17 protein-coding genes are annotated in these 19837 nt (G+C 57.1%); 9 read left to right on the top strand and 8 right to left on the bottom strand.

Annotated elements, in window-relative coordinates; all coding sequences use genetic code 11:
• Positions 1–28: 28 nt before the first annotated feature.
• A complete protein-coding gene (locus tag FO268_RS12020) occupies positions 29–2167 on the bottom strand; it encodes an adenosylcobalamin-dependent ribonucleoside-diphosphate reductase (protein ID WP_150993229.1) in 2139 nt (712 codons plus the stop codon).
• Positions 2168–2763: 596 nt separating this feature from the next.
• Here FO268_RS12020 and FO268_RS12015 point away from each other — a divergent pair.
• On the top strand, positions 2764–3573 hold the full coding sequence (locus FO268_RS12015; RefSeq protein WP_150993227.1) for a DUF6160 family protein: 810 nt from the start codon (positions 2764–2766) through the stop codon (positions 3571–3573).
• A gap of 60 nt (positions 3574–3633) precedes the next feature.
• Here FO268_RS12015 and FO268_RS12010 read toward each other — a convergent pair whose 3' ends face one another.
• From FO268_RS12010 to FO268_RS12000, 3 genes are all read right to left on the bottom strand, one after another.
• The gene (locus FO268_RS12010; RefSeq protein ID WP_150993225.1) at positions 3634–4428 is read right to left on the bottom strand and encodes an ABC transporter ATP-binding protein; all 795 of its coding nucleotides are present in this window, start codon (positions 4426–4428) and stop codon (positions 3634–3636) included.
• Between the two features lie 10 nt (positions 4429–4438).
• A complete protein-coding gene (locus tag FO268_RS12005; protein WP_150993223.1) occupies positions 4439–5341 on the bottom strand; it encodes an ABC transporter permease in 903 nt (300 codons plus the stop codon).
• A 61-nt stretch (positions 5342–5402) separates the two neighbouring features.
• Positions 5403–6377: an ABC transporter substrate-binding protein gene (locus FO268_RS12000; RefSeq protein ID WP_150993221.1), complete on the bottom strand. Its 975-nt coding sequence runs from the start codon at positions 6375–6377 to the stop codon at positions 5403–5405.
• A gap of 306 nt (positions 6378–6683) precedes the next feature.
• Here FO268_RS12000 and FO268_RS11995 point away from each other — a divergent pair, with 306 nt between their 5' ends.
• On the top strand, positions 6684–8351 hold the full coding sequence (locus FO268_RS11995) for an AMP-binding protein (protein WP_150993219.1): 1668 nt from the start codon (positions 6684–6686) through the stop codon (positions 8349–8351).
• Between the two features lie 67 nt (positions 8352–8418).
• Positions 8419–8904, top strand: coding sequence for a thioesterase domain-containing protein (locus FO268_RS11990; RefSeq protein ID WP_150993217.1), 486 nt, complete (start codon positions 8419–8421; stop codon positions 8902–8904).
• 25 nt (positions 8905–8929) lie between these two features.
• Here FO268_RS11990 and FO268_RS11985 read toward each other — a convergent pair whose 3' ends face one another.
• Both FO268_RS11985 and FO268_RS11980 read right to left on the bottom strand, forming a co-directional pair.
• Entirely contained in the window at positions 8930–10618 is a 1689-nt protein-coding gene (locus tag FO268_RS11985) for an ABC transporter permease (RefSeq protein WP_150993215.1), read from the bottom strand.
• Between the two features lie 93 nt (positions 10619–10711).
• Positions 10712–11725 carry a Fe(3+) ABC transporter substrate-binding protein gene (locus FO268_RS11980; RefSeq protein ID WP_150993213.1) on the bottom strand — a complete coding sequence of 338 codons (1014 nt, stop codon included), beginning with the start codon at positions 11723–11725 and terminating at the stop codon, positions 10712–10714.
• A 195-nt stretch (positions 11726–11920) separates the two neighbouring features.
• On the opposite strand from FO268_RS11980, the gene FO268_RS11975 reads away from it, so the two are divergent.
• The 3 genes from FO268_RS11975 to FO268_RS11965 all read left to right on the top strand — a co-directional run bounded on the left by FO268_RS11975 (position 11921) and on the right by FO268_RS11965 (position 14302).
• A complete protein-coding gene (locus FO268_RS11975; protein WP_150993211.1) occupies positions 11921–12193 on the top strand; it encodes a PilZ domain-containing protein in 273 nt (90 codons plus the stop codon).
• A gap of 16 nt (positions 12194–12209) precedes the next feature.
• Complete coding sequence (locus FO268_RS11970; RefSeq protein ID WP_150993209.1) at positions 12210–12815, top strand: hypothetical protein; 606 nt, start codon at positions 12210–12212, stop codon at positions 12813–12815.
• Positions 12816–12994: 179 nt separating this feature from the next.
• The gene (locus FO268_RS11965; protein ID WP_150993207.1) at positions 12995–14302 is read left to right on the top strand and encodes an HD-GYP domain-containing protein; all 1308 of its coding nucleotides are present in this window, start codon (positions 12995–12997) and stop codon (positions 14300–14302) included.
• A 15-nt stretch (positions 14303–14317) separates the two neighbouring features.
• On the opposite strand, the gene FO268_RS11960 is transcribed toward FO268_RS11965, so the two are convergent.
• Positions 14318–15439, bottom strand: a complete 1122-nt coding sequence (locus FO268_RS11960; RefSeq protein ID WP_150993205.1) for an organic solvent ABC transporter permease — start codon at positions 15437–15439, stop codon at positions 14318–14320.
• A 216-nt stretch (positions 15440–15655) separates the two neighbouring features.
• Between FO268_RS11960 and FO268_RS11955 the strand changes: the two genes are divergently transcribed.
• The 3 genes from FO268_RS11955 to queF are packed head-to-tail and all read left to right on the top strand — an operon-like array spanning position 15656 to position 18213.
• A complete protein-coding gene (locus FO268_RS11955; protein WP_150993203.1) occupies positions 15656–16603 on the top strand; it encodes an ABC transporter ATP-binding protein in 948 nt (315 codons plus the stop codon).
• Positions 16600–17373 (top strand): ABC transporter permease, encoded by a 774-nt coding sequence (locus FO268_RS11950; RefSeq protein WP_150993201.1) that lies wholly within the window; start codon positions 16600–16602, stop codon positions 17371–17373. Before FO268_RS11955 ends, FO268_RS11950 begins: the two co-directional genes overlap by 4 nt.
• Before the next feature lie 21 nt (positions 17374–17394).
• Complete coding sequence (queF, locus tag FO268_RS11945) at positions 17395–18213, top strand: NADPH-dependent 7-cyano-7-deazaguanine reductase QueF (protein ID WP_150993198.1); 819 nt, start codon at positions 17395–17397, stop codon at positions 18211–18213.
• 12 nt (positions 18214–18225) lie between these two features.
• Here queF and FO268_RS11940 read toward each other — a convergent pair whose 3' ends face one another.
• Positions 18226–19662: an adenylate/guanylate cyclase domain-containing protein gene (locus FO268_RS11940; protein WP_150993196.1), complete on the bottom strand. Its 1437-nt coding sequence runs from the start codon at positions 19660–19662 to the stop codon at positions 18226–18228.
• Between the last annotated feature and the right edge of the window lie 175 nt (positions 19663–19837).

Genomic DNA, 19837 nt, shown 5'->3' with positions numbered 1-19837 from the left:
TGTCGTGTCCTGTGTCGGTTTTACCGGATCAATATTTGCCGTAAGTGCCTTCTTTAAGCGCATCGAAGAGGTTGGCGGCGTTGTGGATCTCGCCGTCGTACTCCACTTCTTCGTTGCCCTTGAGGGTCACTTTGCTGCCATCGTCCAGGGTGAACTCGTACAGGGTGTTCTCGAGGTCTTTTTCCTGGACCAGTACGCCCTGGAAAGCTTCCGGGTTAAAGCGGAAGGTGGTGCAACCCTTCAGGCCCTTGTCGTAGGCGTACATGTAGATGTCTTTGAAGTCCGGGTACGCAAAGTCCTGCGGTACGTTGGCAGTCTTGGAAATGGACGAGTCCACCCAAAGCTGGGCCGCGGCCTGGATATCCACGTGCTGCGCCGGTGTGACGTCTTCAGAAGTGGTGAAGTACTCGGGCAAGCGCTTGTCTTCTTCTTCGGAGAAGGGCATGGCACCGGGGTTTACCAGGTGGCGGTAGGCCAGCAGCTCGAAGGAGAATACGTCGACTTTTTCCTTGGTCTTGCGCCCTTCACGGATGATGTTGCGCGCGTAGTGGTGCGAGAAGCTCGGCTCGATGCCGTTACTGGCGTTGTTGGCCAGTGACAGGCTGATGGTGCCGGTGGGGGCGATGGAGGTGTGGTGCGTGAAGCGGCCACCTTTCTCGGCCAGTTTCTCCACGAGCTCTGGCTCTACGCCGGCAATCTGCTGCATGTAGCGGCTGTACTTGGCGTGCAGTACCTTGCCCTTGAGCTTGTCGCCCAGTTTGTAGCCGTCTTTGGACAGCTGTGGGCACTTGGTCAGCATCTTGGGGGTTACTTCAAACTCGTCTTCCATGATCGGCGCCGGGCCTTTTTCTTCGGCCAGGGCCAGGGACTGGCGCCAGCCTTCCACGGCCATTTCACGTACTACCTCTTCAGTGAACTGTACGGATTCGGCAGAACCGTAAGGCATGCGCAGCATGGCGAGGGTGGAACCCAGGCCGAGGATGCCCATGCCGTGGCGGCGCTTGTAGGTGATTTCGTGGCGCTGTTCTTCCAGCGGCAGGCCGTTGATTTCCACCACGTTATCCAGCATGCGGGTGAAGATGCCTACCACCTTGCGGTATTTTTCATAGTTGAAGCTGGCCTTGTCAGTGAACGGGTAGTCCACGAACATGGTCAGGTTCACCGAGCCCAGCAGGCAGCTGCCGTACGGGGGCAGGGGCTGTTCGCCACAGGGGTTGGTGGCGCGGATGTCTTCGCAGAACCAGTTGTTGTTCATCTGGTTGACCTTGTCGATCAGGATGAAACCCGGCTCGGCGTAGTCGTAGGTGCTGGTCATGATGGTGTCCCAGATGAACTGGGCTTTCAGCGTGCGGTAGATCTTGCACGCCACCATGCCTTCGTCGTTGACCACGTAGCCTTTCTGGATCGGGAAGTCGCGGTATACAAACTGGCTGGTGTCGGACAGGTCCAGGCCTTCGTCTTCCACTTCTTTCTGGGTTACGGGGAAAGACAGGTGCCAGTCGTCGCCGTTACGTACGGCTTCGATAAAGTCTTCGGTGATCAGCAGCGACAGGTTGAACTGGCGCAGGCGGCCGTCTTCGCGCTTGGCCTGGATGAAGTCGATCACGTCCGGATGGTGCACGTCGAAGGTGGCCATCTGCGCACCACGGCGGCCACCGGCGGAAGACACGGTGAAGCACATGCGGTCGAAGATATCCATGAACGACAGCGGGCCGGAGGTGGTGGCACCGGCGCCGGCGACGTAGGCACCTTTCGGACGCAGGGTAGAGAACTCATAACCGATGCCGCAACCTGCTTTCAGGGTCAGGCCGGCTTCGTGGTTCTTCTCCAGGATGTCGTTCATGGAATCCTGAACAGAGCCGGATACGGTGCAGTTAATGGTGGAGGTGGCTGGTTTGTGGGCTTCAGCACCGGCATTGGAGGTAATGCGGCCCGCCGGGATAGCGCCATGGCGCAGGGCCCAGGCGAACTCTTTCATGTGCTTGGCACGGTCGGCTTTGTTTTCAACTTCTGCGAGGGCAGTTGCTACACGCTTGTAGGTGGCGTCGATGTCCTTGTCGACCGGTTCACCGGTCTTGGTTTTGAGTTGGTACTTGCTGTTCCATATGTCCAGCGAAGCTTCCTGCATTGGAATTGTTGTTATCACGGCCTGTGCTTTAGCGTTCATTGCTACCCTCGGATGTCCGGTATTTCTATTAATGACCGCTGCAAAGCGCAGCCGGCCATACCCCATGTGCGTCGTAAAAATGTGCGCAGCCCGGCGGGCTGTCTTGCTTCAGATCTGCTCAAACACTAGATCTGGTGTTTTTCTGCCCCACTGTTCGCACTGGAAAGGGCGTGATAGCGGAGTTTCAGGAAAGATGGTCACCCGGTTTCCGTCGTTGCGTCTGTTGCTAGCCGGTTGCGGCCGGCGGGCAAGGGAAACCCTATATATGGGTGAATGTGGGATGAGTATAACAGGATATAGTGGTCTGTGAATAAGAAGACAACTATAGATTGCGGCTGAAAGCGTAAGAAAATCAATGAAGGAAAGCTTGAAAATCCTGAAATACCTGTGAAAACGCCGCCTTGAGGGCAGTTGCCAGAAACCACTAGATGTTGTGGTTAAAAAGTGTGCAGAAAAAACCTGAAAAAAAGTTCATAAAGTCAGTTAAATGTGACGGATGCACGTACCCCCTTTATACCTGTCGCTAAAGTGGGTGTGTGGAGTCGTGTGTAGTAGTGGCCCACAGGAAGGACAACTACTAAAAAAGGAACACAATAATGAAAGGCCTGAAACGTACACTGCTTGCGCTGGGCATCGCAGGGTTTCCTGCTGCCGCAATGGCAGACATAGTCATGCTGGATGACAGTGCGATGGGGAACATTACCGGCCAGGCCGGTGTGACCATTGAGCTGGAAACCAAAATCAATATGGACCGCTTTATCTATACCGATGAGGGGTCGCTGACAATCAGTGATATCAGTATCGGCGGTGCCGAGCGTACGGACTTCTTTGGCTTCAATGGCCTGGGTGGCCCGGATGCCAACGACCTTCTGGACAATATCCGCATCGACATCGACGTTCTTGCCGACGGTGATGCTGCGATCAATATCCAGCCCCAGTACTTCAACGCTGTCGATTTCCGCATCACCTCTGGTGCGTGGGAGTTATGGGGCCAGAATGGCCAGAACACCGCCCTGATGGACAACCTGTTCATTGAAGGTGTTATGGGCCGTGGCTCAATTCATGTCGACACAGACACCGACGTTATGCGGCTGCGTTCTGCGCTCGCCATTGAGGTGATGGACTTCGATGTGCCTTTTGCGGCGATTGGCGTTCGTGGACTCTCTCTGACCGGCGCGGACTACGACAAAACCTTCCCGAGCGTGCTGGACCTGTTTGCCGAGGTTGATCTTTACATCTATCACGGCATGGCAGCGGACGGCATGTCCGCACTGGCGATCGATATGCCCAGCTTTGCGGCGGATATCGGAATGCAGGAGGTGATTGTGGGGCAGGCTTCCATTGGCCAGATCTTCATTGATGACCTGGCGATCACCAACACCCAGATGCGGATATACGGCCACTAGTGGTCCTGTTTTCTGCGGGGCAGAGGATGTGCCCCGCAGATCATATGCTGTCCGGGATGGTCAGCCCAGCAGCAGGCTGTCGTCGGTAATTTCAAGCCCGCGCTGCTTCTCGAACAGCTCAAGCAGGTCTTTCACTTCCAGTCCTTCCCGGTCTTTGCCGGCGATATCGAAAACCACTTGGCCCTGATGCAGCATTACCGTGCGCTGACCAACCTCAAGTGCCTGCTTCATGCTGTGGGTGACCATCAGTGCGGTGAGCTTCTGCTCTTCAATGATTTGCGTGGTCAGCTCCAGCACGAAGGCGGCGGTTTTCGGGTCCAGCGCGGCGGTATGTTCGTCCAGCAGCAGGATGGCAGAGGGTGTCAGGCTGGCCATCAGCAGGCTTACGGCCTGGCGCTGGCCACCGGAGAGCAGCCCCATCTTGTCGCCCAGGCGGTTTTCTAGGCCCAGGTTGAGTGAGGCCAGGCTGGTCTTGAACTGGTCCAGGTAGCGGGCTTTCACCGCCGCACTCAACCCCCGCCGTTGGCCACGTTTGATCGCCAGCGACAGGTTTTCTTCGATGGTCAGGCCTTCGCAGGTGCCGGCCAGCGGGTCCTGGAAGACACGGGCGACACTGCCTGCCCGTTTGTAGGTAGGCAGCTTGGTGACGTCCTGGTTGTCCACGATGATCTTTCCGCTGTCGACCATCACTTCGCCGGCGAGGGCGTTGAGGAAAGTGGACTTGCCGGCGCCATTGCTGCCGATAACAGTGACAAACTCACCCTGGTTAACGGTCAGGCTCATTCCCCGCAGGGCTGGGTTTTCCAGGGGCGTTCCCTTGCCGAAGGTCAGTTTCAGGTCAGTTGCTGTAATCATGAGTCCCCCTTCAGGCCTTGTTGCGGGTGAGCCGCGCGGCGACGGACGTACGCACACCGGGCAGCACGATAGCCAGGGTGACCAGCACCGCGGTGATCAGGTTCAGATCCTGTGCCTGCAGGCCCAGGAAGTCCGCGTTCAGTGCCAGGGCAATGGCAAGCCGGTAGATGATGGCGCCAATGACACAGGCAATCAGGGCCCGCACTACGGAGGAAGGCGTCAGTACGGCTTCACCACCGATCAGCGAGGCCAGACCAATCACGATCACACCCACGCCCATAGTAACGTCCGCAGCCCCCTGGCTCTGGGCAAACAGCGCGCCTGCCAGGCCTACCAGGCCGTTGGACAACGCCACACCCAGAACGATCATCGCGCCAGTGGCGATACCCTGGGCCCGCGCCATGCGCGGGTTGGCGCCGGTGGCGCGCATGGCCAGGCCGGTTTCGGACTTCATGAAGCGCCACAGCAATACCAGGCCTGCCAGCACTATAATCGTGAACAGCAGTACGGGCACCTGATGGTATTCCAGGTCGAGGTTGTACCACGGGGTCAGTACGGTTTCTTCCGTCAGCAGCGCAATGTTGGGCCTTCCCATGATGCGCAGGTTCACCGAATAGAGCGCGATCATGGTAAGGATAGAAGCCAGCAGGTTGAGGATGTTGAGCTTCACGTTAAGCAACGCCGTTACCGCACCGGCACCCATCCCGGCGATGATGGCAGCACCGGTTGCCAGCCAGGGGTTCACGCCCTCGAGGATAAGGACGGCAGCGACAGCGGCACCCAGAGGAAAGCTGCCGTCTACGGTCAGGTCCGGGAAGTCGAGTACACGAAAAGAGATGTAGATGCCGAAGGCAACCAGTCCGTAAATAAGGCCGGTTTCGACTGCGCCGTAAAAGGCAATATTGCTAAGCATGGGGATGGTTCACCGTAAATGAAAACGGGCAGCCCTTGTGAGGCTGCCCGTGAACAGTGTGTTATTGGTCGCTGTTTACGACTTCTTTCGCGTCGCTGATCAGGTCGTCGGACAGGGTAATGCCCATGCGCTCTGCAGCAGCGGGGTTCACGAACAGGTTAAGAGTGTCGACGGATTCCACATCCATATCGCCGGGGTTGGCGCCTTCAAGGATGCGGGCAACCATGGCGCCGGTCTGGCGGCCGTGGTCGTAGTAGTCGAAACCGAGGGCAGCAACGGCGCCGCGATTGACAGTAGCCGTGTCGGCAGCGAATACCGGGATGCTGGCGCGTTCACCAACGGAGATCACCGCTTCAACGGCACTGATGACTGTGTTGTCGGTGGTCAGGTAAATGGCGTCTGCCTTGCCGACCAGAGAGCGGGCAGCGCCAAGGACTTCCGAGGTCTTGGTGGCGGCGGCTTTCACCAGTTCGATACCACGGGCTTCCATGCGCTCTTCAATCATCTCTATCAGCGCCACCGAGTTGGCTTCACCCGGGTTGTAGACGGTACCAATACGCTTGGCATCGGGAACGGCCCGCTCGAGCATGTCGAGGTGGCTTTCAATGGGCAGCATGTCGGTGACGCCAGTAATGTTGGCACCGGGAGCTTTGAGGCTTTTGACCAGTTTGGCACCTACAGGGTCGGTAACGGCTGAAAATACCACCGGTGTTTTGCGGGCAGCAGCGGCCATGGTCTGGGCCGATGGCGTGGCAATAGCAACGATGACATCCGGGCCTTCACCCACAAACTTGCGGGCGATCTGCGAGGCGATAGCGGAGTTACCCTGGGCGCTTTCGTGCATGATGCGCAGGTTTTCGCCGTCTTTGTATCCCTTTTCCTCGAGCTCATCCCTGACTCCCTGGTACACCGCGTCCAGTGCCGGGTGTTCCACAATCTGGGTGATGGCAACCACACGCTGTTCATCAGCCTGGGCCATTGCAGCCAGTGCCAGCAGGGCAGTACCCAGCAGCGTGCGCAGAATTCTGTTGGCCATAAGCCGGTCTCCCGAGTCAGTTCAATATGCGTGGCGTGACCTGAGTGCTGTGTGAGTGTCGAACGCCCGTTTAATAACGGGGCGGGAGTTTACCACAGGCTATTGGCTTGCGGGGTAAGGGAAGGTACCTTATTGGTCAATTCCCGGGGGAAAACACAGCGCTAGAATAGGTGTGATGGGGAATAGTTCTATATGCATCACGTTTTGACGTGTAATGTTGTGTTGAAATAGGCTACTAAAGTCGAATACGCAAAACCCCTTACAAAAATAACCCGATAACTCGAATAACACATGCAAGGAAGGTCCATGGACACCACCAACAAACTCCCCCTGGATATGCTCTATCACTGGGAATCGGCCAAGCCGGACTCCCTGTATATGACCCAGCCTATTGGCGACGGCAAGGTTGTTGAGTACACCTGGAAACGCGCGGTGGACGAAGCCCGCCGCATGGCCTCCTACCTGAAGTCCCTGAATCTGCCGGAAAAGAGCCGGGTAGGGATTATCTCCAAGAACTGCGCCCAGTGGTTAATGTCTGACTGGGCCATCTGGATGGCAGGCCACATCTCGGTGCCCCTGTATCCCACGCTGAACGCGGATACCGTGAACTACATTCTTGAGCACAGCGAATGCGAGGTTCTGTTCGTCGGCAAACTGGACGACTGGGACATGATGAAATCCGGCGTGCCGGAGAGGGTGCGCTGTGTTTCTTACCCGCTGAGCCCGCCCAATGATTTCGAAACATGGGACGACATTGTGGGCAAATTCCCACCGCTGGAAGAGAACACCCGGCGTGATGCCGATGAGCTGGCCACCATTGTTTACACCTCCGGCAGCACGGGCCGTCCGAAGGGTGTGATGCTGAGTTTCGGCAACATGGCTTTTGCTGCCGAAGGCGGCATGGAAGTGCTGAAAGTGGGGTCCGGCGAACGCATGCTGTCCTATCTGCCCCTTGCTCACGTCTTTGAGCGCACATTTGTGGAGCTCGCTTCCCTGTACGCCGGGTTCCAGCTCTTCTTCGCAGAGTCCCTGGACACCTTTGTGCAGGATCTGCAGCGGGCACAGCCCACGCTCTTCCTCTCTGTACCGCGTCTGTGGGTCAAGTTCCAGCACGGTGTCCTGCAGAAACTGCCGAAAGAGAAGCTGGACAAGTTGCTGAAGGTGCCGCTGCTGAACAAGCTGATCAAGAAAAAGGTACTCAAGGGCCTGGGCCTGAACAAGGTCAAGCTGGCCGGCAGTGGCTCTGCTCCGTTGTCCCACGATGTGCTGGACTGGTACCGCAACCTGGGGCTGGAACTGCTGGAAGGCTACGGCATGTCCGAGAACTTTGCCTATTCCCACATGAACAAGCCGGGCCGTTCGCGCACTGGTTACGTAGGCGAAGCGCTGCCTGGCGTGGAAGTGAAGATTTCCGATGAAGGGGAAATACTGGTGAAGAGCCCGGCCACCATGATGGGCTACTACAAGGACGAAGAGAAAACCCGCGAAACCTTCACCGAAGATGGCTTCCTGAAAACCGGTGACAAGGGTGAGCTTGACGAGATGGGCCGCCTGAAAATCACCGGTCGCATCAAAGAGATCTTCAAGACCAGCAAGGGCAAGTACATTGCTCCGGCGCCGATCGAGAACCGCCTGATGTCCCATGAGGCCATCGAGATGGTGTGTGTGTCCGGTGCCAACCAGACCCAGCCCCACGCCCTGGTCATGCTGGGTGAAGAGATTCGCCCGAAGATGGCAGACGAGGCATTCCGCCGGGATATCGAGGCCAGCTTCAAGCAACTGATTACCGATGTGAACAAGACGGTTGATCCCCACGAGCAGCTTGCGTTCATTACCGTGGTCAGTGACGAATGGTCTATCGAGAACAGCTTCCTGACACCAACGCTCAAGTTGAAGCGTAATGTGGTTGAGGATGCGTACGGGGAAAAAGTCGATAGCTGGTACGCCAAACGCGAGCCTGTCATCTGGCAGTAAACCGACGTTAGTCGCATAGGGAAAGCGTTGAAACGGGCATAAACTGAGGGCATATTCAGGAGGGAATATGACTCAGTTAGCCCGGTTTCAGAAACGCATTCACAGCATGATTCCGCTCTCGGAAGCGTTGGGTGTGGAATTGCTTTCCTACGACGGCCACGCGTTGCTGGTCAGCGCTCCCCTTGAGCCGAATCATAACCACCAGGGCACCGGTTTTGGCGGCAGTGTTTACTCCGTTGCGGTGATTTCCGCCTGGGGCCTGGTTGAACTTGTTTTGTCTGATCTGGGGCTCGCCGGCAATGTGGTGATACAGGTGGGAGAAATCGAGCACATCGAACCGGTTGAAGGGGACTTCTATGCTCTTTGCCGCCTCCCCGGTGGTGAGATTCCGGATCGTTTCCGCAAGAGCCTGGCGCGCCACGGCAAGGGGCGGTTGTCTCTGATTGCCGAAGTTTACTGTGGTGAACCCTCAACAGAGCCGGTCAGTGAGCCTGTGGCGGTGTTCCAGGGACGGTTCGTGGTGCAGGGCGCCCATTCCAGGGCGGTCATCTAGCAAACCTGTGCCCCGAATCGCGGCATCAGCTGATGCTGCGGGTACCGGAGATGGACTTGCTCATCAGAATAATCGGTATAATGCCGGCCAGTACGATGATCAGTGCGGGCAGCGCACTGTGGGCGAGCTGTTCGTCCGAGGCAAACTGATACACGTAAGTGGCCAGGGTCTCGAAGTTGAACGGCCTCAGAATCAACGTGGCCGGCAACTCCTTCATTACATCCACAAACACCACCAGAGCCGCAGTAATCAGGGTGCCCCTGAGCATGGGGAGATGCACCTTTACCAGCGTTTGCCCGGGCGTGTGCCCAAGCGATCTTGAAGCCATGTCCATGCTCGGTGTGATTTTCTGCAGGGCACTCTCCACGCTGCCCGCCGATACCGCCAGGAAACGTACCGTATAGGCAAATATGAGGGCAAACGCAGAGCCACTGAGGAGCAGCCCGCTGCTGACGCCAAAGGTGTCTCTCATGATGCTGTCCACCTGATTGTCGAAAGCCGCCAGTGGCACAATCACCCCCACCGCAAGCACAGCGCCAGGCATCGCATAACCGAGGCTGGATAGGCGCATCATGATCTGCATGCCGCGGGTATTGTGCAGCCGCCGGCTGTAGGCGAGGGTGACGCCAACGACCAGCGTGGTCAGCGCAGCGGTGCCGGACAGGAACAGGCTGTTCAGGGTGTTGCGGATAAAATCGGTGTTCCAGCTTTCGTCGAAGTATTCCCAGGCATACTGGCCAAGGGTGATGGCCGGTAGCAGGAAGCCGAAAATAACCGGCAGCGCGCAGACAGCCACGCAGATGAGCTGGCGCGGGAACGACATGGTGAAGCGGCGAATGGGGTCGCGGTTGTCCCGGGCCGCAAATTGCTGCTGTTTGCGCCGGGAGTATCGTTCAAGGGTGACCAGGATGACCACAAAAGCCAGCATGGTAGTGGCGATCTGCGCGGCACCGCCCAGGTTACCCAGGTTCATCCAGGTGTCGAACAGGCCTGCCGTGAGGGTCTGGACGGCAAAGAAGTCGACGGTACCGAAATCGTTCAGTGTTTCCATCATCACCAGCGACAGCCCCACGGCAACGGCCGGGCGGGCGATGGGCAATACCACCCTGAAAAACGTGCTCAGCGCCGAGTGGCCCAGGCTGCGGCTGACGGCAAATAATGACGGTGACTGCTCGAGAAATGCCGCCCGTGCCAGCAGGTAGACGTACGGGTAAAGCACCAGGCCGATCATCAGCGTGGCACCCTCCAGGCTGCGAATTTCCGGGAACCAGTAATCCGCGGCGTTACGCCAGCCAAACCATTCCCGCAGGGTGGTCTGAACCGGCCCGGCGTAATCCAGCAGGCTGGTGTATACATAGGCGATTACATAAGCCGGTACTGCAAATGGCAGCAGCATGGCCCACTCGAAAAACCTGCGCCCCGGAAACTCACACATGGTCACAGCCCAGGCGGTGGCAAGGCCAATCGTCAGGGTGATGATGGCAACGCCGGCCATCAGCTGTAGCGTGGTGGTCAGATAGCGGGGGAGGGTGGTATCAAGCAGGTGAGGCCAGATGTTCTCTTCGGGAAACAACGCGAAGATAATTACAGACAGAACCGGAAGCACCACAATGGCTGTGGTGAGCGCTGCGGTAATCAGCCAGCGTTTCGAGGTCCGCCTGGCCAGCAGGGGGCTGTCTGCTCCGGTCTGCTCAGCGGTAATGGCCTCGGTCATAGGTTCCCTTGGAGTTTATGAAAAAACACAGGGCCGGGATTGTACAAAAAAGCCGGGACCAACGTCCCGGCTTTTTTAGGGTGAGGCGCTTAATCAGTTGTCGTAATCAACGCGATCCACCATCTTCACCGCTGCATTGCGATTCTCGGCGATTTCCTGCAGGGACAGGTCATCCGGGTTGATCTCGCCCCATTCGGCAACAATTCCGGAAGGCTTCACCTCCGGGTTGGCCGGGTATTCAGTGTTGGCTTCGGCGTAGATCCGCTGGGCCTTCGGTGTGGACAGGAACTCCATCAGGCGAATGGCGTTGTCACGGTTGGGGGCACTGTTGGTCAGCGCGATACCGCTGATGTTGATGTGGGTGCCACGACCATCGGCGTTGGGAAATACCAGGCGCACCGCTTCTGCCTGCTCACGCTGGTTCTCGTCGTTCAGCATGTTGCCGTAGTAGTAGCTGTTACCAATGGCAATGTCACATTCGCCGGCGTGGATGGCCTTGATCTGGTCGCGGTCGCCGCCTTGTGGCTTGCGCGCCAGGTTGTCTTTCAGGCCGGCCAGCCATTCTTCCGTCTGCTCTTCGCCGTGGTGGGCAATCATTGAGGAGAACAGGGCAATGTTATAAGGGTGCTTGCCGCTGCGGGTACAGATGCGATCGTTCCACTTTTCGTCGGCCAGTTGCTCGTAGGTGGTGATCTCGCCTTCTTCAACACGTTCTTTGGAAGCAAAGATCAGGCGGCCACGGGTAGTCAGTGCAAACCACTTTCCGTCCGGGTGGCGCAGGTTCTCCGGAATGTTTTTCTCAAGGGTGTCGTTCTCGACGCTTTGTACAAGGTCACGCTCTACCAGTTCATTGATGCGGGAGATATCAACCGTCATCACCAGGTCGGCCGGGCTGTTACGACCTTCGCGCTCCAGCCGCTCTGCCAGGCCCTTCTTGGCGAAGACCACGTTGGTTTCGATGCCAGTGTCTTCTTCAAAGGCGTTCAGGAGTGGTTCCAGAAGATAAGCCTGGCGGTAAGAGTAGATGTTGACCTCGCCATCAGCGCTGGCCTGCATGGGCAGGGCGCAGGCTGCTGCGATGGCGGTAGCGGCAAGTTTCAGGCGCATGTTGTACCTTCCTTTGATTCTTCCGGTAAGAGGGGCTTGCCGAACTGTATTGAGATTCAGCAATGTTTAAAAACAGCAACCATTCTCATTCCTGTTCAGGCGGGTGTCAATACACCGTTGTCATATTCCTCAAAAAATGGTGGTATGCTTCGGAAGACTATAAAAACTATGCAAAAAGTGGTGGGAACACAGACTATGGTTGGGAATGATCGCAGAATACACAATCGCACAGCGATGAGTGCAAAGGTCCGCGTGACTCACGAAGAATTGGGTGAGTTTGTGTTCTCGACCAGAGATATATCCGATGGCGGTGTTTTCATCGTGGTTGATACCGAGCCATTCGAACCGACAATCGGCGACAGGGTGCAGGTTCAGGTGCAGGGCTTGCCGGTACCTGCGCCGGTGTTGGATATGGTAGTGGTGCGCAAGACCAATGACGGATTCGGCCTGCAGTTCGCAGACCAGTGATACGGATGTTATCAGTATGAAATACCCCGGTTTGTTCCCCCTCCTGCGGCTTTGGGTCGCAGCCGTGCCGCTGCTGCTGAGCGGTTGCGCGTCTTATTACAGTCACTACGCAGTGTTTCCGGCCGAGAATTCGCAAGGGGAGGCGAGGCAGGTAAAGCTCACCTGGCAGACGGCTGAATATCCGGAATGGTGGGTGGTCGACAACAAGTCCACGCCTGTGACGGTTGAAACCCAGTGCAGCACTCGAAAGTGGCGACTGGTGGATAGCAGCCACGAGGAGGCGAGCACGGCTGAATGTGGTACCGGCATTCGCGCCTGCGGTGCCAGCGGCGAAGATGTCCTGGCCAGTACCGGCGAACCCGCAGGGCCTGACGCCCGCTGCATGGCCATCAATCCCTCAGATCCGGATGCGTTGGTCACCGATATCGGAGCCTCTCTGGGCCTGCTTGTATCCTGCCAGCCAGTCAACACGGTTCGCGGCAGTGGTGACGACAGTGAGAATACTGACTATATACGCGCTTCTTCTGTTCCCTACACCATCTATACCCGCAAGTCGCCCAGGGGAAGGCTCAGTACCCGGCCCCCGGAGCTGGACGATGCCATCTGCGAGGAAGACGAGTAGTTTTCTGACAATGTGTTTAATTGTGAGCGTGGTCACACTGCTACACTTTGTTTCCCGTTGATAGTTTTCGTTACCCTTTGTGCCGTTCGGGTTACTCTGCACTACAAAATTGTAATGGACTCTTTCCCCGGGCCCGTCACAATGGTGATTCTCGATTCGTTCACGTGTAGAGGTGTCCCGTGGGAGTCCGTCAAAAGAAAATAGCTGTCCAGGATCTTGAAATCGGCATGTTTGTGTCTGATCTGGACCGCCCGTGGCACCAGACACCGTTCCCTATCCAGGGTTTCCATATCCGTTCCCAGGACGACATCCGTTCACTGGTATCCTACTGCAAGTGGGTTGTCATAGACGTAGCGGAATCCCGTGAAAGCATCGAACAGACTAAATCGGGCAGTCGCTTTGTCGCTGGCAAATCCCAGCGCAAGGCGAACAACCGGGAAGCCGTCCAGCTGCCACCGCTGAGCATCAAGGACCCGGTCAGCTACGAAAATGTCACCACCATGAAGAAAGAGCTGAAGGTTTCCAGAAAGGTGATGATGGATGCCGAGGTTTCTCTTCACCGGGTTTTTCAGGCAGTTCAGGAAGGGGCCACACCAGATTTGCGGGAAGTGGCTGCGGTTACCCGGAGGATGGTCGACAGCGTTGTTCGCAACCCGGATGCACTGCTGTGGCTCAGCCGCACGCGGCACCACGACGATTACACCTACCGCCACTCCCTTAACACTGCCGTATGGGCCCTGATATGCGGCCGGCAGCTTGGCCTGAATGAGGGCCTGTTGAACCATCTTGGCCTTGGCTGCCTGTTGTCGCAGATTGGTAAGCTGGAACTTCCGAAACAGATCCTCCGCAACGAGGGCAAGCTGAACGCCGACGATTTCGCGATTTATCGCAGTTACGTGGATAAAGGCGTAGCCAAGCTGTCGGACACAGGCGTATCCCGTGCTGTTATCAGCGTTGTTCAGGGGCACCGGGAGCGCCACAACGGCTCCGGTTTCCCGGATGGTATCCGGGGCGACCGGATTCCGCTGCTTGCCAAGATTGCCGGGCTTGCGGAGTATTTTGAGACCCTGATCGGCCCCCGCGATTCCGGCGAGCCGATGACACCAGCCCGTGCCGTGAATCTGCTGTACGACATGCGCAACATCGAGTTCCAGGAAGATCTGGCAGAGCAGTTCATCCAGGCCATTGGTATCTATCCTACCGGCAGCCTGGTTGAACTGACTGATGGACAGCGCGGTATTGTGGTTTCCCATACGCCGGAGCGTCGCTTGTGGCCAAAGGTGATGGTGATGACGGATCGCGCTCACCAGCCCCTGAAGTCTGCCCGGATCGTGGATCTTGCGAAGTATAACGAGGGTCGCAATGCTTACGAGGCACTGTCCATCGCCGAGTGCCTGCCACATGGCACAGAGGGACTCAACCCGGAGCACTATGACGTTACCGGCGCAGAGTCCCGCTGGAACCTGGCCCGTATCGTAGGCGCCTGAGGGCGCCCGCACGGGTTATTCGATAACGACGCGTAGCTGTTTTTTCACCCAGCGATAGGTGTCTTCCGGGCGGAAGTTCACCAGTAGTTCTGATTCCCCTCCTGATTCCCCAGCCACAAAGTAATCTACTGAAGCTGCCTGCCAGTCAAAGGAGTGAACCACCAGGTCCTGCTCCCGGGTACTGACAGCTTCTATTTCGCCCAGCTGAGGTTCCCCGGCTATTTTCTGCACGCTGACGGTTTTGATGGCGGTATCGGTTGCCGGCAACGCCACCACGTCGTCGTTGAGGTAATAACGATTGGACAGCTGGGTGGTGATGGCGTCCAGCTCCCGGGTGAGGTAATTTCTGGCGTCGTCGACATCGGCGTCTTCCAGGCTGCGGACGGAGTTCATGATCCGGTCGCGCTTGTTCTCCAGGTCTTCGCGATACTCAACGTCTTCATCTCGCTCGTCTTCGTCTTCGGGCCGTTCGGGAGCGGCAGCGATTTCTTCGTCCGTGGGCGCTGGCTCGCACAGTTCGTTGTCTGCGGGGTAAAAACAGATACGGGTGAGCACCTGGTTGGCGGGCGAGGGGGTGTTGCCGGCGGCCTCGAATTCCTCCTGCGGTACGGTGAAGTCAATCGGTTGGTCCAGCTCAGCCAGTGCTCCATTCAACTGGTCTATCACCCGCGTCCGGATATCAATGCCTTCGCCCTCTGAAATATTTTGCGTCCAGTTCAGTGCGAGCAGGAAACGGGTCAGGTTGATCAGTGGCACATTCTGGAGAAGCTGCTGCTCGGTAATACGGTGGCTCTGAAGCCCTTCGTCGGTGGTGCCGGCTATTTGCAACGCTGTCCGCAAGTCCGGGAAAAACTCCAGTGGCGTCACCACCGGTCGAACAGGTACGTCCGCGGCCAGCTCAAGGTCACCGACTTTCAGGCTCAGGGTTTCACCCGGGTAATAACGATAGCGGCCCTCGCTGTCGGTGGTGCCATTTTGGCTGGCGGTGGTGTACGACAGCCCGGAAATGCCGGCGGGCATGATCTGGCCTGTCTCGGAATCATCACCGCCACCACCACCGCCACTGTCCAGGCAGCCGGCCAGAAACAGGACAGAAACCAGAGGCAGTAAAGCAGACTTGAAGTGAGCGGATCTCATGGCAGCGCGTACATTCCCTGAGGTTTTGGCCTGCGTGGCAGGGCCTTTGTAAATTGTTGTAACTGGCATTATAGGGACGGCGCTTCTGCCATATCGGGAAACCTGTCGCAGTTTGGGGTTTTTGTGATTTCGCCCCGGCCAGGCACCGCCTACTTGAATTTCTCTGCCGGGGCCACAACTTATAGCTACCTGTTTTTTTGTTCCTCTGGATTCATTATGACCAACGCACTGGAAATTGAAGGTCTGGTCAAGACCTATGGCGACGGCTTTCAGGCACTCAAGGGTATTGATCTGCAGGTGGCCGAGGGTGATTTCTTCGCGCTGCTGGGGCCGAACGGCGCAGGGAAGTCCACCACTCTGGGCATCGTCTGTTCACTGGTGAACAAGAGCGCTGGCAAGGTTCGTGTGTTCGGCTCCGACATCGACACCCATCTTTCGGACGCCAAGCTGAACCTGGGTGTTGTGCCCCAGGAGTTCAACTTCAACCAATTCGAGAAGGTGTTCGACATTGTCACCACCCAGGCGGGCTACTACGGCATTCCTCTTAAAAAAGCATCGGAATCCGCTGAGAAGTATCTGCGTCAACTGGGGCTTTGGGACAAGCGCAACACCCCGGCGATGATGCTGTCTGGTGGCATGAAGCGGCGGCTGATGATTGCCCGGGCACTGGTGCACGAGCCAAAGCTGCTGATCCTGGATGAGCCCACCGCGGGTGTGGATATCGAGTTGCGTCGCTCCATGTGGACCTTCCTGGAGGAAATGAACCGCCAGGGCACCACTATTATCCTTACCACGCATTACCTTGAGGAGGCGGAAGCTCTTTGCCGCAACATCGCGATTATTGATCATGGCCGGATACTGCGGAACACCGGCAAGCGCGAGCTGCTGCAGCAGCTGAGTTCGGAAACCTTTGTGCTGGATACCGCAGAACCCCTTGAGAAAGCACCGGAGCTTGATGGCTTCTATAGCCACCTGGACGATGAGGGCGCCCTGGTCGTGGATGTGGACAAGGGCCAGAGCCTGAACGGCGTGTTCATTCAGCTCGAAGAGCAGGGTATTCGCGTGGTCAGCATGCGCACCAAGGCTAACCGACTGGAGGAGCTGTTCATTCGCATGGTAGAAGACAACAACACGCCGGCAGCCAAGGAGGGAGAAACCGCATGAGAACGGACGCGATGCTGACGGCCTACAAGACCATCGTGACCCGGGAAATCCGCCGGTTCATGCGCATATGGCCGCAAACCCTGCTGCCGCCGGCGGTCACCATGACGCTGTACTTCATTATCTTCGGTAACCTCATTGGGTCCCGTATCGGGGTGATGGGCGGCTTCGACTATATGTCGTTTATTGTTCCCGGCCTCATCATGATGTCGGTGATCACCAGTTCCTACGCCAATGTGGTGTCGTCGTTCTTCTCCATGAAGTTCCAGCGCAGCATCGAAGAATTGCTGGTGTCCCCTGTGCCCAACTGGATCATTCTTGCCGGTTATGTCACTGGTGGAATGTCACGTGGCCTGGGCATTGGCCTGATTGTGACGTTGCTGTCGCTTGCTTTTACCCAGCTGTCGATTCATCACCTGCCCATGGTGATCCTGACAGTGTTTGTGACGTCAGCCCTGTTCTCGCTGGGTGGCTTCATCAATGCCATGCTGGCCACCAAGTTCGATGACATTTCCATCGTGCCGACCTTCGTACTGACACCGCTGACCTACCTGGGTGGGGTGTTCTATTCCATCGATTTGCTGCCGGGCTTCTGGCAGGGCGTATCGATGATCAACCCCATTCTCTACATGGTGAATGCCTTCCGCTATGGCATTCTCGGGGTGTCGGATGTCAATCCATACGTTGCTCTTGGTATGATTCTGCTGTTTATTGCAATTCTGTCTGCCGTGTCCCTGCGCATGCTGGCGCGCGGCAAGGGTATTCGTCACTGATGTCTGGTTCCAGGATTTCTCATGGCCCTTATTGATGCCCCGCTGGGCAAATCCAGCGATTACCCGGATGCCTACGATCCGCAACTGCTGTTTCCTGTCGCTCGTGACGAGAACCGTCGCCGCATTGGCCTTGAGGATGGTCGCTGGCCCTGGTTCGGGGATGACCTGTGGCAGGCCTGGGAAATTTCCTGGCTGCAGCCGGGGGGTGTCCCCGCAGTAGCGTGGGGGGAAATCCGTGTGCCGGCGGCATCGCCCTCCATCATTGAGTCCAAGTCACTCAAGTTGTACCTGAATTCCCTGAACCAGACGGTCTTTTCCTCTGCTGACCAGGTGAGGGATGTGATCTCCCGGGATCTGTCCAGTGCCAGCGGAGCCTCGGTGGCTGTGGACCTGCACAGTGTAGATCAGGGGGCTCGGGCAGTGGGGCGGCCAGAAGGGTACGTGCTGATCGACGATGAGGAGCCGGAGTCCGTCGGCTACGATTATAATCCGGACAGCCTGACGGCCGGGGGCGATGTGGTGTCTGAAAAACTGTGCTCACATTTGCTGAAGAGCAACTGCCCGGTCACCGGCCAGCCGGACTGGGCTACGGTGCTGATCGACTACACCGGCCCGGCAATAGACAGGGCAGGCCTGCTGCAATACATCGTGAGTTTCCGCCAGAAGCAGGATTTTCATGAACACTGTGTTGAAACGGTGTTCACAGACCTGATGGCTCGCTGTAAACCAGAACACCTGTCGGTGTGCGCGCGATATACGCGACGGGGCGGGCTGGATATCAACCCCTGGCGCAGCACAGAACCTGAAGACGCGGCGGGGCCGAGGCTGATCCGCCAGTAACGATCGGTCGTGTCAGGATTCTTCTTCCTGGCGCAGGCGTTCAGCGGCATCCTCCAGAGCGGAAAGTATGGCTTCCCGTTCCCGCTCGGTAATTTTTTCGGAGTCCAGGTACATGGCGAAACCACTGTGTTCGTGCTCCAGGAAGCTGCGGTTGGGGCCCATATCGCGGCGGAAGTCTACCACCTCATAGATGGACACCGGGCGGCCGAAGCCTTTCACGGTGATCTCGCCCTTGTCCCGACACATGATGCGGTCTTTGATCAGCGAAAAGGTTTCGTAGGAAATCAGGATTTCGCCAGGCTCGGCAAGTGATTCGAGGCGGCTGGCGAGGTTCACTTCCTTGCCAATGATGGTGTAGTCCATACGGTTCTCGGCGCCGAAGTTGCCGACGGTGGTGTAGCCCGTGCTGATTCCCATGCGGATTTCCAGCGGCGTTTTGATGCCCTGGCTTCGCCATTTCTGACGCATGATTTTCATGTGCTTGCGCATTTCCACGGCCATCGAGACACAGGCAAAGGCGTCTTCTTTCTGACCACGGCTGGTGGGGTCGCCAAAGAAGATCATTATGGAGTCGCCGACAAACTTGTCGATGGTGCCACCGTACTTCAGGGCCACCTCCGACATCTCATTGAAGTAGTGGTTCAGCAGTTCGGTCAGTGCTTCCGGTTCCATCTCCTCGGACAGTTCGGTAAAGCCTTTGATGTCTGAGAAGAACACGGCGAGTTTCTTGCGCTGGGTTTCCAGTCGCACGTCCCGCTCACCGGTAAAGATGGACTGCCACACCTGGGGCGAAAGGTACTTGGACAGCTTGTGGGAAAGCGCGATGGACTGTTCCCGTTGATTCTGAATCTGGGTTTTTGCCATCATCAGGGCACGGGCCTGCTGATGGGAATAGAAGGCGGTCACGCAAATATAGAGCCCTGTGGCCAGTATGGCGATAATGCTGGTGACCAGCGGCGACTGGAATGAAGCTGCCGGCCCTACGATCGCCACCCCGATGGCCATGCTGGCGGCCATAATAACCGTGCCGGACAGCCACTGGCGGATACCACCTACAATCAGGCAACTGAACATTAGCATCAGCACTACAGCGACAGACGGAATGGCAATCAGGCCGATGCAACCGACGAACCCGCCCCCGATGGCGCAATCGACCAGTAGCATTTTTTGCCGGATGCGAGGCGAGTTACGCAGAAACGTTTTGCGAGTAACCTGATGGGCGATGTGGGGCCAGGTGAGAGCGCCGGCCAGTAACCACAACATCCACATCCCGAAAACGTCTTGTAGAATGCCGGAAACAATGATGCCGGCGGTTGCTGTGTATGCCAGAATCCGGCCGCTGTAATCCGGCATGGGTGGGATGGCAATCGGGTTGTTCTGCGAGTCCAGCACAGCGGACTTGCTGGCGCTGGAGCTGGCGTTACGCAGGTCAATCGGGGCGCTCATCATGTCAGAAGCGAATCCGGGAAGTTGCGAAAACGTTGATGTTGGCTCATAAAACGTCTACCGGCTTGTTTTCATTGTTAGGGTAGATAGTACTTGTTTATCGTGGAAAGTACTTAGACTAAAGACTAACAGTAATACAACTGTCCCACAATTCGTAAGCGGTATTCCGGCCTGATGT

This window comes from Marinobacter denitrificans (assembly GCF_008795955.1).
Classification (GTDB): Bacteria; Pseudomonadota; Gammaproteobacteria; order Pseudomonadales; family Oleiphilaceae; genus Marinobacter; species Marinobacter denitrificans.
The sequence above is the reverse complement of the archived record's forward strand: the minus strand, read 5'-3'. Positions and strand labels throughout refer to the sequence as shown.